Origin of the sequence: Salmonella sp. 5800, assembly GCF_046558195.1 — a bacterium.
Lineage (GTDB): Bacteria > Pseudomonadota > Gammaproteobacteria > Enterobacterales > Enterobacteriaceae > Salmonella > Salmonella enterica.
In genome coordinates this window covers 210122-224047 of sequence record NZ_JBGDOX010000007.1, presented here as the reverse complement: position 1 = coordinate 224047, position 13926 = coordinate 210122, and the positions used below count along the sequence as shown (strand labels likewise).

Here is a 13926-nt window from a genome sequence, read left to right as displayed (position 1 = left end):
TTGAAAAGGAAACAGAAAATGACTTTAAAAGCAGGTATTGTAGGTATCGGCATGATCGGCTCCGATCACTTAAGACGTCTGGCCAACACCGTGTCGGGTGTAGAGGTTGTTGCCGTATGTGATATCGTCGCGGGTAGGGCGCAGGCGGCGCTGGATAAGTATGCGATCGAAGCCAAAGATTATAATGACTATCACGATCTGATTAATGATAAAGACGTTGAAGTGGTCATCATTACCGCATCAAATGAGGCGCATGCCGATGTGGCCGTTGCCGCGCTAAATGCTAACAAATATGTTTTCTGCGAAAAACCGTTAGCGGTGACGGCTGCGGATTGTCAGCGTGTGATTGAAGCAGAGCAGAAAAATGGTAAGCGCATGGTGCAGATTGGTTTTATGCGCCGCTACGACAAAGGTTACGTTCAGCTGAAAAATATTATCGACAGCGGCGAAATCGGTCAGCCATTAATGGTTCATGGACGTCATTACAATGCCAGCACGGTGCCAGAATACAAAACGCCACAGGCTATCTATGAAACATTGATTCATGAAATTGACGTTATGCACTGGCTGCTTAACGAAGATTATAAAACCGTTAAGGTTTACTTCCCGCGTCAGTCCAGCCTGGTGACCACTCTGCGTGATCCGCAGCTGGTTGTAATGGAAACCACCTCCGGCATCAATATTGTGGTTGAAGTGTTTGTGAACTGCCAGTATGGCTATGACATTCACTGCGATGTTACCGGCGAGAAAGGAATGGCGGAGCTGCCAACCGTCGCCAGCGCCGCGGTACGGAAAGCGGCGAAGTATAGCACCGATATCCTGGTTGACTGGAAACAGCGCTTTATTGATGCCTACGACATTGAGTTCCAGGATTTCTTCGATCGCCTGAACGCAGGATTGCCGCCGGCAGGCCCAACGTCATGGGATGGTTATCTGGCTGCGGTTACCGCTGATGCCTGCGTGAAGTCTCAGGAAACAGGGAATACCGAGATTGTTGAATTACCCTCAAAACCTGATTTCTACAAATAAACCTTCCGCGTATTAAAACCTCCTGCCGGATAGCGATGCTTAAGCGTCCTATCCGGCATATCACAATTTATTATCTTCTTTTATCCGGAACTTCCCTATGAAAGGCAGACTCATCTCTTCCGATCCGTATCGTCAGCAATTCCTTGTTGAGCGTGCGGTCTCTTTTTCGCATCGTCAGCGTGATTGCAGTGAATTAATCAGCGTCTTACCGCGCCACACGTTACAGCAGATTGACGGATTCGGCGGCAGCTTTACCGAAGGTGCGGGCGTGGTATTCAACAGCATGAGCGAAAAGACGAAGGCGCAATTTCTTTCCCTTTATTTTTCTGCTCAGGAACATAATTACACTCTGGCGCGGATGCCAATTCAGAGCTGTGATTTTTCCCTGGGCAATTACGCGTATGTCGATTCCAGCGCTGACCTGCAGCAGGGACGGCTCTCCTTTTCCCGCGATGAAGCGCATTTAATACCGCTGATTTCCGGGGCGTTGCGGTTAAATCCACAAATGAAGCTGATGGCTTCGCCGTGGAGTCCGCCGGCGTTTATGAAAACTAATAACGATATGAACGGTGGCGGCAAGCTGCGGCGCGAATGCTACGCCGACTGGGCCGATATCATTATCAACTACCTGCTGGAATACCGCCGCCACGGCATTAATGTGCAGGCGCTCTCCGTGCAGAATGAGCCGGTGGCGGTAAAAACCTGGGACTCCTGTCTGTATAGCGTGGAAGAGGAGACAGCCTTTGCCGTGCAGTATCTGCGTCCGCGCCTCGCCCGGCAGGGTATGGATGAGATGGAGATCTATATCTGGGATCACGATAAAGATGGCCTGGTAGACTGGGCTGAACTCGCCTTTGCTGACGAAGCTAATTATAAGGGAATTAACGGGCTGGCATTCCACTGGTATACCGGCGACCATTTTTCGCAAATACAGTATCTGGCCCAGTGCCTGCCGGATAAAAAACTCCTGTTTTCCGAAGGCTGTGTGCCAATGGAGAGCGATGCCGGTAGCCAGATTCGCCACTGGCATACCTATCTCCATGACATGATTGGTAATTTCAAATCGGGTTGTAGCGGGTTTATCGACTGGAATCTGCTGTTGAACAGTGAGGGGGGGCCGAATCATCAGGGTAATCTGTGTGAAGCGCCCATTCAATACGATGCGCAAAACGACGTGCTGCGGCGTAACCACTCCTGGTATGGTATTGGCCACTTCTGCCGCTATGTGCGTCCGGGGGCGAGGGTCATGCTTTCTTCAAGTTACGATAATCTTCTGGAAGAGGTGGGATTTGTGAATCCCGACGGCGAGCGTGTGCTGGTGGTGTATAACCGTGATGTACAGGAAAGGCGTTGCCGGGTGCTGGATGGCGATAAAGAGATCGCGTTAACGCTGCCGCCGTCAGGCGCCAGTACGTTGCTATGGCGGCAGGAGTCGATCTGAATGATGAAGCTGGGATTTAATGAAGCGACCTGTATGCGAAACTCCACGCTGGCACAGGATGTTGTGTTGGCGGAACGTTTTGGCTATGACTACATCGAAATCCGTCTGGATATGTTGCAGGAGTGGTTACAGAAACATACGTTAAGCGAGCTGGCAGACATTTTTGCCGTCGGCCACCTTAAGCCCTGGGGCTACAATTCGCTGGAAGACATTACGTTTTGTGATAGCGAAAGCTGGGCGGAGAAACGGCGGCAGTTGGCTTTCGCCTGCCATGCTGGCTCAGTGGTGGGGGGTGATTGTCTGGTTGTGGTGCCCACCATTCGTCAGGGGAGAAATTTTCCGCCAGGGGAAACGGTGAAAGATTCAGTGAAGCGTCTGCGCGAGATGGCGGCAGTGGCGGAAGAAAGCCAGATGCGGCTGGCCTTTGAGCCGATCGGTTCCGCAGGATGCTGTGTGCGCAGTCTTGCCATGGCGATGGAGATCGTAGATGCGGTCGATCGCAGTAACGTCGGGCTGGTCGTCGATGCCTTTAATCTTTACCTGCACGATCAATGGCGGGATCTGACCACGCTTCGCCAGATCCCTGTGGAAAAGATCTTCGTTTACCATATTGATGACGCCGATAATCTGCCGCTGGCAACGCTGGAGCATTGCCATCGTCTGTTTCCTGGCAACGGCGTGATCCCACTGCATGAGATCACGCATGAGCTAGTGCAGAAGGGCTATGAGGGGATCTGTTCGCTGGAACTGTTTAACCCTGGCTACTGGCAGATGGCGGCCAGCGAAGTCTTTGCGATAGGGGCGGAAAAGACTCGCCCCTTCTTAACAGCTTAACAGCTTAATGTTGCCGCAGCAGGAGATGGACAACCGCCGCGCCCAGCAGCGCGCAGGCCGCGGCCAGAAGAAAGACCTGCTGATAGCCGATAAACGGCGTCAGCAGGCCCGCTATTGGTCCGGTAAATCCGTAGGCCAGATCCTGAAACGCTGACCAGACGCCGAGGGCCGTACCACGAATCTCCGGTGGCACTCTGCGCACAACCTCTACGCCCAGCGATGGGAACATCAGCGAACAGCCGCAGCCGGTAATCGCCGCGCCAATCAGCGCAGCGCCTGCTGACGGAGCGGCCCACATTACCGCCAGTCCGGTCCCCTCTACCAGTAGTGAAAAGGTTGCGACCGTGGCGCCGCCGTAACGGTCGGGAAATTTGGCGCAGAAAAAGCGGACAGCGATAAACGCAATGCCAAATAGCGTCATCGCAAAACCGGTGTTATCCCAGTGACGCTCGTTGAACCAGAGGGCGGTAAATGCGCTAAGGGTGGCAAAACCAATACCCTGGAGCACAAGCCCTGTTCCGGGTCGCCACACCAGGCCGACTACCCGTAGCACTGGCACGCGGGGACGGGCTGTTGGGATATTCCCCGGAATGCCATAGATGACTCCGCTGGCGATGATCGGCAACAGCACGACGAGGAGCGCCGGAAGCGCCAGGCCGGCCCTGGCGTAAAGCGACAGCCCCAGCGGCGCGCCGATAGCCAGCGCACCGTAGGTCGCCATGCCGTTCCAGGAAATAACCTGACCCGCGTGGGTCGAGCCCGCCAGCCACATCCCCCAGGTTAAATTACCGGTCAAAATGAAACTTTCACCGATGCCCAGCAGCACACGACCAACAATCAGTATGGCCCATGCGAGCAGCGGAACCGGGTGAGCGATTAGACTGACCAGCATCAGCAAACCTGATGCGGCGCAGTAGAACTGACCGGTGATAACCGTCCGACGTCCGCCTGACGTGTCGGCTTTTCGACCCGCGGCGCCCCGGGTAAGCAAGGTGGCGATAAATTGGCTGCCTACCGCGATACCGATCAACAGATCGCTCAGATGCAACTGCTGCTGAACGTACAGCGGCAGCATGACTAACGGGATGCCAATAGTCAGATAGTTGAGAAACATCGCGGCGCTGATGCGAAACAGCGTGATCGATGTGGAATGTTGTGTGAGAGCTGGCATGGAATCGTCCTTGAACACGCCCCTTGTCCGATGCAGACACGGGGCGTGATGAGGCAGGCATTAACGTGCCGGGCGGTATTCGCGCCAGTAGTCGATAAGCATGCGGTATTTTTGTTTCACCGTTGCGATGAGCTGTTCATCGTTAAGCTGGCCGCCTAACCACTGGCGTGACGGTTCGCCAAAGATGGTCCGGCCGACGGCGAAACCTTTCACCCAGGGCATATCCGCTGCTGCGGCGAATCCTGACTTCAACTCGCTTTCCGGTGCGTCCAGGCCAAGTATCAATATACCGCGACATTCAGGGTCATAATGCTCAATATGCTGGCTGATTTCTCGCCAACGATCTGGGCTTAACGGCGGCAGTTTCCACCAGTCCGGCAGGATCCCCAGTTGATAAAAACGTTCCACAATCTGAGGATAGTATTGCTCATTTTGGTCTGCCGCATCGCGCGGCAAGATGACTTCCAGCAGCAGATCGTGACCAGACTGGCAGCAGGCGCGGTAAACCTCGTCAATGAGCGCCTCTTGTTCAAGACGTACCGACTCTGCATCGAGTGGATGATAGAAGACCAGACATTTCACGACGTGCTCTTGCGGCCAGCTGACAAGCTGAGAGCCAATATCGCCATGTTCCAGCTTCAGCGGATACGAACCGGGCATCTCAACCGGTCGGCCAATCCACCATCCCTGGCCGGTCACGTCGTTAAGCGCCTGCTGACCAAAGGTGGTATCGGCAAGGATGCCGCTATTATTCTGTAAACCGGCCTCAAGCGCCGCCTGACGCGCCCCTTCCAGCAGTAGCATCTTCAGGGGAGGGATCGCGGATTCACTGGCGCCGACTTCATTTGCGATATCCACCAGTTGCTTGCGATGGTCAAAGGCGAATACGCACAGCTCCGGCCAGTGCTGTTTACGGGTTGTGACCCGATGAAGGTGATTCAGCCGCGGGTCTTTGTCTGGCCGGGTGATGGATTGTTCACGCGCGAGGTAGTCGTCCAGCTCTTTTTTGGTTGGCATGGCGGGGGCACAACCGTGGCGCGATACCACTAACGCGCCGCAGGCGTTTGCATAACGGCAGGCTTGCTCCCAGCTTTCATCGTTCAGGTATCCCCGCAGCAGTCCTGACATAAAGGCATCGCCCGCGCCCAGAACGTTCAGAACGTCTACGCGAACGCCGCTATGTATCTTCACCTGCGACCAGTCATCGGCGATGTTGCCTTCAAAGACTGAGCAGCCCAGCGCGCCGCGTTTGCACACCAGTACGGCCTGGGTCAACTGACGGACGCGCCGCAGGGCGGTCAGCGTGTCGGTACTGCCGCCGGCGATATGGAATTCTTCTTCGGTCCCAACGATCAGATCGAAATGGCGCAATACCTGCTGGAGCTGTTCGGTAACCTGTGATGAGGCGATGAAACGCGTTTCACCGTCTCCTAGCGACGTCAGGCCCCACAGTACGGGGCGGTAGTCGATATCCAGCGCCCGCCGCAGCCCGTGTTTTTGCGCATACTCCAGCGCTTTAAGAACGGCGGCGCGCGTATTGGGGTGAGAAAGATGGGTACCGGTGACGGCTAATGCGCGTGAAGAAGCGATGTAATCTTCGCGGATATCCTCGGGTGTTAGCGCCATGTCCGCGCAGTTATCGCGGTAGAAGATCAGAGGAAAGGTGTCCTGATCTTTAATGCCGAGGATCACCAGCGCGGTCAGACGATCGCGATCCGACAGCAGGCACTGCGTATCCACACCAACGCGGTTTAATTCTTCACGAACGAAACGTCCCATATGCTCATCGCCGACGCGGGCCAGCATAGCGGAACGTAATCCCTGAATGGCCGTGCCGTAGGCAACATTGCCTGACGATCCCCCTAAATATTTAGCGAAAGTCGTCATATCCTCCAGCCGCGACCCGATTTGTTGACCATACAAATCAACGGCGACTCGTCCCAGACAGATAACGTCCAGCGGCTTTTGCTCACTACTGACTGCTTTATTCATTGACATATCCCCTAACAGAAGACGGTGTTATTTTTGCCCATACTAAGGTTTGGTGATTTCATTTTCAATAAAAATGGAAATAATGTTTTCATTTATTGTTTGAACAAGATCACAGAAATGGCATTTCCTGGCAACGCGTATGATCGTTTTTTGTTGTGTTTTTTGTTTTAATTGATTGATTATTAATGTGTTATTTATTTTAAAAGCACATGGAAGATAAATTTCATTTTCATGAAAAACACGCCTGAATGGCGAAATTTTTTAACCGTTTTTTGATCTCCTTCCCATAAATGAAATATAAATTCCATATAATTGTGAGAACGGAAATTTTGATCCTATGATAAGTCTCTGTGTTTTTGGGGCTGAAGCGATGCATAAGCAGGCAACGACAGCCGAACGGTTGATAAAAGCAGGTGGGGTACATGAAAACAATCAGGTTGACCATGGCGCAGGCTTTGGTGCGCTTTCTTGATAATCAGTACATCGACGTAGACGGCAGCGAAATCAAATTTGTAAAAGGGATTTTCGCCATTTTTGGCCACGGGAACGTCGTCGGATTGGGGCAAGCGCTGGAAGAGGACTGTGGCCAACTTAGCGTTCATCAAGGGCGTAACGAACAGGGAATGGCGCATATCGCGACGGGATTTGCCCGCCAGATGCGTCGCCATCAGATTTATGCCTGCACCTCCTCAGTGGGGCCAGGGGCCGCCAATATGATCACCGCAGCGGCGACCGCGACGGCTAACCGTATTCCACTGCTTTTGCTGCCGGGCGATGTGTACGCATCTCGTCAACCCGACCCGGTTTTGCAACAGGTTGAACAAGAACACGATCTGACGCTGAGCACCAATGATGCTTTCCGTGCAGTTAGCCGCTACTGGGATCGCATTACGCGTCCGGAACAGCTAATGAGCGCCTGTATCAGCGCGATGCGGGTGTTAACCGATCCGGCGGATACGGGGGCCGTGACGCTTTGCCTGCCACAGGATGTGCAGGGTGAAGCCTGGGATTATCCGGATTATTTTTTCGCTCGCCGGGTCTATCGTCTTGAGCGTCACGCGCCGACGGAGCCGATGCTGAACGAGGCGGTTGCGCTGATTCGCCGCCACCAGCGGCCGCTGATCGTTTGCGGCGGGGGCGTGAAGTACTCGCAGGCTGAAGAGGCGCTGCTGAGATTTGCCGAACGCTGTCATCTGCCGATTGCTGAAACCCAGGCTGGCAAGGGAGCGCTCAGTTCTGCACATCCGCTGAACGTCGGCGGGATTGGCGAAACCGGTTCACTGGCGGCGAATCTGCTGGCACAGGAAGCCGATCTGATTATCGGTGTGGGGACGCGCTATACCGATTTCACCACCTCCTCAAAGTGGATCTTCCAGAATCCCGACGTGCGCTACTTAAATATCAACGTTAGCCGCTTTGATGTCTTCAAGCTGGATGGCGTACAGATGCAGGGTGACGCTCGCGTCGCCCTGACGCAGCTTAGCGAACGGTTGGCCCAGGAGCATTATGCTTCGCAATGGGGTGAGACTATTCACCGCGTCCGCTCGCAATATATGGCGGAAGTTGAGCGCGTCTATGCTGTGGAATATAGCGGAGAGGGCTTCAAACCTGAAATTGAGGATCATATGGATACTCAAAAGGTGTTTGAAGAGTTTAATGAGATTACGCGGTCGTGGCTGACCCAGACGCGCGTGTTGGGCGTGCTTAACCGGATGTTGCCGGAAAACGCGCTGGTGGTGGCGGCGGCGGGCAGCCTGCCGGGCGACCTCCAGCGTGTCTGGCAAAGCCGCGGCGAGAATGATTACCACGTCGAGTACGGCTACTCCTGTATGGGCTACGAAGTCAATGCCGCATTGGGGGCCAAACTGGCGCAGCCGGAGCGCGAGGTGTACAGCTTCGTGGGCGACGGTTCGTTCATGATGCTGCACTCTGAGTTGGTCACTTCCGTCCAGATGGGGAAAAAGATTACCGTCATTTTGCTCGATAACATGACCAACGGCTGTATCAATAATCTGCAAATGGAACACGGTATGGACAGTTACTTCACCGAGTTTCGTTTCCATCAGCAGGAGAGCGGTCGTCAGGAAGGCGGGTTTATCCCGGTCGATTTCGCTCGCATCGCTGAAGGATATGGCTGTAAAAGCTATCGCGTCACCACCATTGAACAACTGCATGAAGCGTTGGAAGATGCTCGTAAACAGACCGTGAGCACGCTGATAGACATAAAAGTGCTTCCCAAAACGATGGTGCATAAGTACCTGAGCTGGTGGCGCGTTGGTGGGGCGCAGGTATCCCGTAGCGAACGTATCCAGGCGGTAGCGCGTATGCTTGAAGAACATATCGGACAGGCCCGGCAGTACTGATTAATTTGCCGTCGTTCAGGTTGCAGAAGTGTGGTTATTGTTCTGCAACCTGAACGATACAGCGTCAACGCATTGTTTGCTTTTCAGAACGGCAAAATAAAACGATCCGTTTTTCGCAGAATTACGGATGCTTTTCTTTTGCGGTTTTAAATTTACTATTCATGAGATTAAGAGGTACGAATGAAAAAGCTTCGATGTGGTGTTATTGGCCTCGGTCGGGTAGGTAAAATGCATGTTGAGAATATGTATTTACTGCCTCAATTAGATATTATCTGCGCCGCCGATTATTTTATTGAGGAGATGAGCGATTGGCTTTATTCGGTAAATATAACTTCAGGGTATAAAAATTATCAGGAACTTTTACAGCGTGATGATATAGAGGCAGTTTTTATTTTCACCTCAACGGATATGCACGAAGAGATCGTCACGGCGGCAGCGCAGGCGGGGAAGCACATTTTTTGTGAAAAACCGCTCAGCATGAATGAAGATGAGCAGGCCTCAATGGCGGTGCTGAGAAAAGTGAAAGAGAAGGGGGTGACGCTGCAGGTTGCCTTTAATCGCCGTTTTGATCCTCAGTTTCACGAGGTCTTTGAGCTGGTGCGCAGCGGCAAGATTGGTCGGCCCCAGATGATAAAAATCACCTCCCGCGATCCGGACCTGCTACCCCATGATCTGATCAAACGTATTGGCGGTCTGATTTTTGACTTCACCATGCATGACTTTGATATGGCTCGTTTTATGATGCAGGATGAAGTCAGCGAAGTCTATGTTAAGGGCAATACGCTGATTGATCCCAGCCTGAAAAATATTGATGATGTTGATACGCTTGCGGTGATGCTGACTTTCAGAAACGGCGGCTACGCGCTCATTGATAACAGCCGTCGGGCGGTATATGGCTATGACCAACGGGTGGAGGTTTTTGGCTCAGAAGGGATGGCGTATGCGGATAACGTTAGTGAATCGACGGTGAAAGTTTTCAACAGCCAGCACTGCATAATGAAAAATCCCCTTCCTGATTTCACGGTCCGTTATCGCGAAGCTTACCGAACGGAAATATTACACTTTATTGATTCAGTCCTGCATCATACGCCGGTTGTCTGTACCGGCGAAGACGCATTATTGGCCCAGCGTATCGCTATTGCCGCGCAGCAATCATTAAAAAGCGGGCTGCCGGTGAAAATAACAAGCGATATTTATCTTTAACTGCATCTATTAATAATGAAGAAACTCTCGCACTGAAAAGTGTGAGAGCTTTTCTATACCGAGGGTAATAAAATGAAAGAAATGCAGGCAACGCTGCCCCAGACATTTTATATAAAACCAGGTAAGTTTATCTGGAGCTACCTGGGAACATTTTTATTTATGTTGGGCGGCTGTATTGAGAACAGCTGGTTATCTGCCTGGTTAAATACGCAGGGGTTTGATCAGGCGCATATCGGGCAGATTTTTGCCGGGTATGGGATTGTGGTCGCGATTACCTCCTGGCTATCCGGCGTCTGTGTGGACGTTTTTGGTCCTAAAAAGGTGATGGTTACCGGTTTTATCGTCTATCTTCTGGCTTCCGTCGCGTTTCTGAACTTTGCGCTACCCAGCCATGATTTTGGCGCCATTCTCGTGACCTATATGCTGCGTGGCGTGGGGTATCCGCTGGTCTGTTACTCCTTCCTGGTACGCCTGACCATCCAGTTGGATAATCACCAGCAAGGGATCGGCACCTCGCTGTTTTGGGTGGTCTATAACCTTGGTTTTACTATCATTGGGCCGGTGGTGGCGGCGTCGTTAATTCCTGCGTTGGGGCATATCAACGTGATGTGGGCCGGGATGGGCGTTGCGCTGCTGGGGGTTCTCTTCATGCTGGTGCTGGAACGCAATGAATTCATTCTGAAACCGCGAACGACGCCGGTCTTCAAAGAGTTATCTGCGGGTATCTCCATTATGTATGAACGGCCACGGATCGGTCTGGCGGTGATTGTCAAAACTATTAACGGTCTTGGCACCTATGGTTTTGTTGTCGTATTACCTCTGTTTCTGCTGGATAAGCACTTTACGCTTGAGGAATGGGCGAGTATTTGGGGGATTACCTTTATCTCTAACCAGGTCTTCAACATTATCTTTGGCTGGATGGGCGATAAAATTGGTTTTCGCCGAACCATCCAGATTTTTGGCAGCATCCTGACTGGTGTCGCTACGCTGATTGTTTACTGGGTGCCGATGATATGGGGGCATAACTATGTCGCCTTTATGCTGGCGATGTGTTTGTGGGGAGCCGGGCTGGCTGGCTTTGTGCCAATGACGCCGCTGGTGCCGATGATGGCGCCGGATAAGAAGGGGGCGGCGAACTCGGCCGTGAACTTTGGCTCCGGCCTGGGGAATTTCGTTGGGCCAGCGCTGGTCTCCATTCTGGCAGGGTTCGGCACCGGCGTGGTGATGTATACTATGGCGGGGCTCTATTTATTCAGCGGCATCCTGGTGCAGTTTCTTAAAGTGCCTGGCGAGAAATAGCTTCAAATATTCTTCAAAAATCCCTTATAGCCTGTGATGTTCATCACTAAATTAAACCGGTTTTTATCAAGATTGATAAAGCCGGTTTTTTCACCCTACGTTAAATTGTACTAACGGATTACGGTTATTTACCCACTCATATACGTTCAGGGAGAAAATAATGAATATCGAAAAAACACGGTTTTGTATTAACCGGAAAATTGCACCGGGTCTAAGCATAGAAGCATTCTTTCGACTGGTTAAACGTCTTGAGTTTAATAAAGTGGAATTGCGTAATGATATGCCAAGCGGCAGCGTTACTGATGACTTGAATTATAACCAGGTGCGTAACCTGGCAGAAAAGTATGGACTTGAAATTGTCACAATTAATGCGGTCTATCCCTTCAACCAACTGACCGAGGAGGTAGTAAAAAAAACGGAAGGATTATTACGAGACGCGCAGGGAGTCGGCGCGCGGGCATTAGTTCTTTGTCCGCTGAATGATGGAACGATTGTGCCGCCGGAGGTTACGGTTGAGGCAATAAAACGACTGAGCGATCTCTTTGCCCGGTATGATATTCAGGGGCTGGTTGAACCTTTGGGATTCCGCGTAAGTTCGCTGCGTTCTGCCGTCTGGGCTCAGCAACTGATCCGGGAAGCAGGTTCCCCCTTTAAGGTTTTGCTGGATACCTTCCATCATCATCTGTACGAAGAGGCCGAAAAGGAGTTTGCGTCGCGCATTGATATTTCTGCTATCGGGTTGGTGCATTTGTCCGGTGTGGAAGACACACGACCAACGGAAGCATTGGCTGATGAGCAGCGTATTATGCTGAGTGAAAAGGATGTAATGCAGAATTACCAGCAGGTGCAGCGTCTGGAAAATATGGGATATCGCGGTATTTACGCTTTTGAACCTTTTTCTTCCCAGTTGGCTTCCTGGAGTGAGGCGGAAATAGAGGAACAAATTAATCGCAGCGTGTCATTGCTGTTGCAATGATACAGCTAATTTCCAGGTGACCGTTTTCAGTTTCCGCAGCGTGGTATTTACAATGAAAATTGCTTTTGATGTCGATGTTATTAAACATTTACCCATTACCCAAATGGTACGGCAGGTTTCCGAGTGGGGGTATAAATATATTGAGCAGTCGCCGCACCCGCGTATTAATCCGTTTTATAAACACCCTAAAGCTGGTCGCGATACCATGCAGGAATATAAACGCGCCTTGCAGAACTACGGTGTGGAAATCTCGTCATTTATTGTGGTTTATCGTTGGTCCGGCCCCGATGAAGAGCGTCGGCACGCCGCGGTAACCAACTGGAAGCGGATGATTGAGATTGCCGTTGATATGGGCGTACAGGTGATTAATACCGAGCTTTCCGGGACGCCGGATGAGCCGGAGATTTGTGAAGAGATGTGGTATCGCTCCATGGAGGAACTGCTGCCGATCGTGGAACGAGAGGGAATTCGAATCGAAATTCAGTCTCACCCCTGGGATTTCTGCGAACTGAACGATGAGACGGTCGACATGGTGCAGTCTTTGCGTAGTGATAACGTGACCTATCTGTACAGCGCACCGCATGGCTTCTTTTACGATAAAGGGCAGGGCGACGTCGCAAGGATGCTGAACTATGCCGGGGCCGATCTTTCGCATGTTCTGCTGGCCGATACGCACAACCACACGCTTCCCTGCCGCTATATCATGAACCCGCCTGGCGTGAATGCGACGATTCATCAGCACATCGGGCTGGGAGAAGGTGAGGTCGATTTTGACGCGCTATTCCAGGCGCTGCGTGAAATGGATTTTGCAAACCGCACGTTTAAGGTGGGCGGTGAGGCAATTATCACCACGTCGCTGTTTGGTTATCCTGAAAAAATGAGTGTTCAGGCGGTGGAAACGCGCGAGCGGATCGAGCGGGAGCTACTCGGACGTTAAAAACGGGTGGATTTGCCTGTACCGCGCCACAGGCTGGCGCGGTCATTTGCGGCAATTACCCTTCGTTTTCCGCCAGCTCGCGCAGATACTGGAAAATCTGACGCGCTGATTTCGGCGGTTTGTTGCCTTCTTTCTCTTTCTTCGCATTGCGGATCAATGAACGAAGCTGTTGACGATCGGCGTGCGGCCACAGGGTCAGTACTTCGGCTACCGCGTCATCGCCTTCGACGATCAGACGATCGCGCAGATGCTCAAGCTTGTGAAACAGCACCACCTGCTGATTATGGCGGTTCTTCAGCTTGTCCAGCGCCTGGCGAATAGGTTCAACGTCGCGTTGGCGCAGCATTTTTCCGATAAGCTGCAACTGGCGGCGGCGTCCTTCCATTTTGATTCGCTGGGCCAGTTCAATGGCGTCGCGCAGATCGGCGTCCAGCGGGATCTTATCCAGCGCGTTTTTCCCCAGATCCACCAGTTCCGCGCCCAGGCGTTTTAATTCCTCGGCATCGCGTTTAATTTCACTTTTACTGACCCAGATAATTTCATCGTCTTCGTCTTCGATGTCATCACCGGGAACGTCGTCGAGCCAGTCTTCGGGCTGCTTTGTCATGTCAGGCTCCTTAAAAAAAGAGGCTAATGTTACCAGTTAAGATGCGCACTGAAAAACGGTTCTCTGTTAGACTT

Annotated in this window: 11 protein-coding genes; 8 read left to right on the top strand and 3 right to left on the bottom strand. The window is 52.1% G+C overall.

Features of this window, described 5'->3' with window-relative positions; genetic code table 11:
- The first annotated feature begins 18 nt into the window (after nt 1-18).
- From iolG1 to iolI1, 3 genes are all read left to right on the top strand, one after another.
- Nucleotides 19-1029 carry an inositol 2-dehydrogenase IolG1 gene (gene iolG1, locus ACLJZ5_RS14970; RefSeq protein WP_000172704.1) on the top strand — a complete coding sequence of 337 codons (1011 nt, stop codon included), beginning with the start codon at nt 19-21 and terminating at the stop codon, nt 1027-1029.
- Between the two features lie 97 nt (nt 1030-1126).
- Nucleotides 1127-2470 (top strand): lysosomal glucosyl ceramidase-like type III secretion effector SrfJ, encoded by a 1344-nt coding sequence (gene srfJ, locus ACLJZ5_RS14965; RefSeq protein WP_024156583.1) that lies wholly within the window; start codon nt 1127-1129, stop codon nt 2468-2470.
- A complete protein-coding gene (gene iolI1 / locus ACLJZ5_RS14960) occupies nt 2471-3304 on the top strand; it encodes a 2-keto-myo-inositol isomerase IolI1 (protein WP_024797423.1) in 834 nt (277 codons plus the stop codon). It begins immediately after the preceding gene.
- Between the two features lie 4 nt (nt 3305-3308).
- On the opposite strand, the gene ACLJZ5_RS14955 is transcribed toward iolI1, so the two are convergent.
- Both ACLJZ5_RS14955 and ACLJZ5_RS14950 read right to left on the bottom strand, forming a co-directional pair.
- Nucleotides 3309-4475, bottom strand: coding sequence for an MFS transporter (locus ACLJZ5_RS14955; RefSeq protein ID WP_001111174.1), 1167 nt, complete (start codon nt 4473-4475; stop codon nt 3309-3311).
- Between the two features lie 60 nt (nt 4476-4535).
- Complete coding sequence (locus ACLJZ5_RS14950) at nt 4536-6473, bottom strand: bifunctional 5-dehydro-2-deoxygluconokinase/5-dehydro-2-deoxyphosphogluconate aldolase (protein ID WP_014343940.1); 1938 nt, start codon at nt 6471-6473, stop codon at nt 4536-4538.
- 416 nt (nt 6474-6889) lie between these two features.
- On the opposite strand from ACLJZ5_RS14950, the gene iolD reads away from it, so the two are divergent.
- The 5 genes from iolD to iolH all read left to right on the top strand — a co-directional run bounded on the left by iolD (nt 6890) and on the right by iolH (nt 13245).
- The gene (iolD, locus tag ACLJZ5_RS14945; protein WP_000849477.1) at nt 6890-8830 is read left to right on the top strand and encodes a 3D-(3,5/4)-trihydroxycyclohexane-1,2-dione acylhydrolase (decyclizing); all 1941 of its coding nucleotides are present in this window, start codon (nt 6890-6892) and stop codon (nt 8828-8830) included.
- 180 nt (nt 8831-9010) lie between these two features.
- Nucleotides 9011-10033: a D-chiro-inositol-2-dehydrogenase IolG2 gene (gene iolG2 / locus ACLJZ5_RS14940; RefSeq protein WP_000736098.1), complete on the top strand. Its 1023-nt coding sequence runs from the start codon at nt 9011-9013 to the stop codon at nt 10031-10033.
- 72 nt (nt 10034-10105) lie between these two features.
- Nucleotides 10106-11332 (top strand): MFS transporter, encoded by a 1227-nt coding sequence (locus ACLJZ5_RS14935; protein WP_024797425.1) that lies wholly within the window; start codon nt 10106-10108, stop codon nt 11330-11332.
- A gap of 160 nt (nt 11333-11492) precedes the next feature.
- Entirely contained in the window at nt 11493-12308 is an 816-nt protein-coding gene (gene iolI2, locus ACLJZ5_RS14930; RefSeq protein WP_001019386.1) for a 2-keto-myo-inositol isomerase IolI2, read from the top strand.
- 52 nt (nt 12309-12360) lie between these two features.
- Nucleotides 12361-13245, top strand: coding sequence for a sugar phosphate isomerase/epimerase IolH (iolH, locus tag ACLJZ5_RS14925; RefSeq protein ID WP_023216472.1), 885 nt, complete (start codon nt 12361-12363; stop codon nt 13243-13245).
- Between the two features lie 55 nt (nt 13246-13300).
- Here iolH and yjgA read toward each other — a convergent pair whose 3' ends face one another.
- Nucleotides 13301-13852 (bottom strand): ribosome biogenesis factor YjgA, encoded by a 552-nt coding sequence (gene yjgA / locus ACLJZ5_RS14920; RefSeq protein ID WP_000166287.1) that lies wholly within the window; start codon nt 13850-13852, stop codon nt 13301-13303.
- Nucleotides 13853-13926 lie beyond the last annotated feature (74 nt).

Excerpts from the sequence above, each read along its gene's own strand:
- srfJ (WP_024156583.1), top strand. The coding sequence starts at position 1,127 with ATGAAAGGCAGACTCATCTCTTCCGATCCGTATCGTCAGCAATTCCTT.
- ACLJZ5_RS14935 (WP_024797425.1), top strand. The coding sequence starts at position 10,106 with ATGAAAGAAATGCAGGCAACGCTGCCCCAGACATTTTATATAAAACCA.
- iolI2 (WP_001019386.1), top strand. The coding sequence starts at position 11,493 with ATGAATATCGAAAAAACACGGTTTTGTATTAACCGGAAAATTGCACCG.
- iolI1 (WP_024797423.1), top strand. The coding sequence starts at position 2,471 with ATGATGAAGCTGGGATTTAATGAAGCGACCTGTATGCGAAACTCCACG.
- yjgA (WP_000166287.1), bottom strand. The coding sequence starts at position 13,852 with ATGACAAAGCAGCCCGAAGACTGGCTCGACGACGTTCCCGGTGATGAC.
- iolH (WP_023216472.1), top strand. The coding sequence starts at position 12,361 with ATGAAAATTGCTTTTGATGTCGATGTTATTAAACATTTACCCATTACC.
- ACLJZ5_RS14950 (WP_014343940.1), bottom strand. The coding sequence starts at position 6,473 with ATGTCAATGAATAAAGCAGTCAGTAGTGAGCAAAAGCCGCTGGACGTT.
- iolG1 (WP_000172704.1), top strand. The coding sequence starts at position 19 with ATGACTTTAAAAGCAGGTATTGTAGGTATCGGCATGATCGGCTCCGAT.
- iolD (WP_000849477.1), top strand. The coding sequence starts at position 6,890 with ATGAAAACAATCAGGTTGACCATGGCGCAGGCTTTGGTGCGCTTTCTT.
- iolG2 (WP_000736098.1), top strand. The coding sequence starts at position 9,011 with ATGAAAAAGCTTCGATGTGGTGTTATTGGCCTCGGTCGGGTAGGTAAA.
- ACLJZ5_RS14955 (WP_001111174.1), bottom strand. The coding sequence starts at position 4,475 with ATGCCAGCTCTCACACAACATTCCACATCGATCACGCTGTTTCGCATC.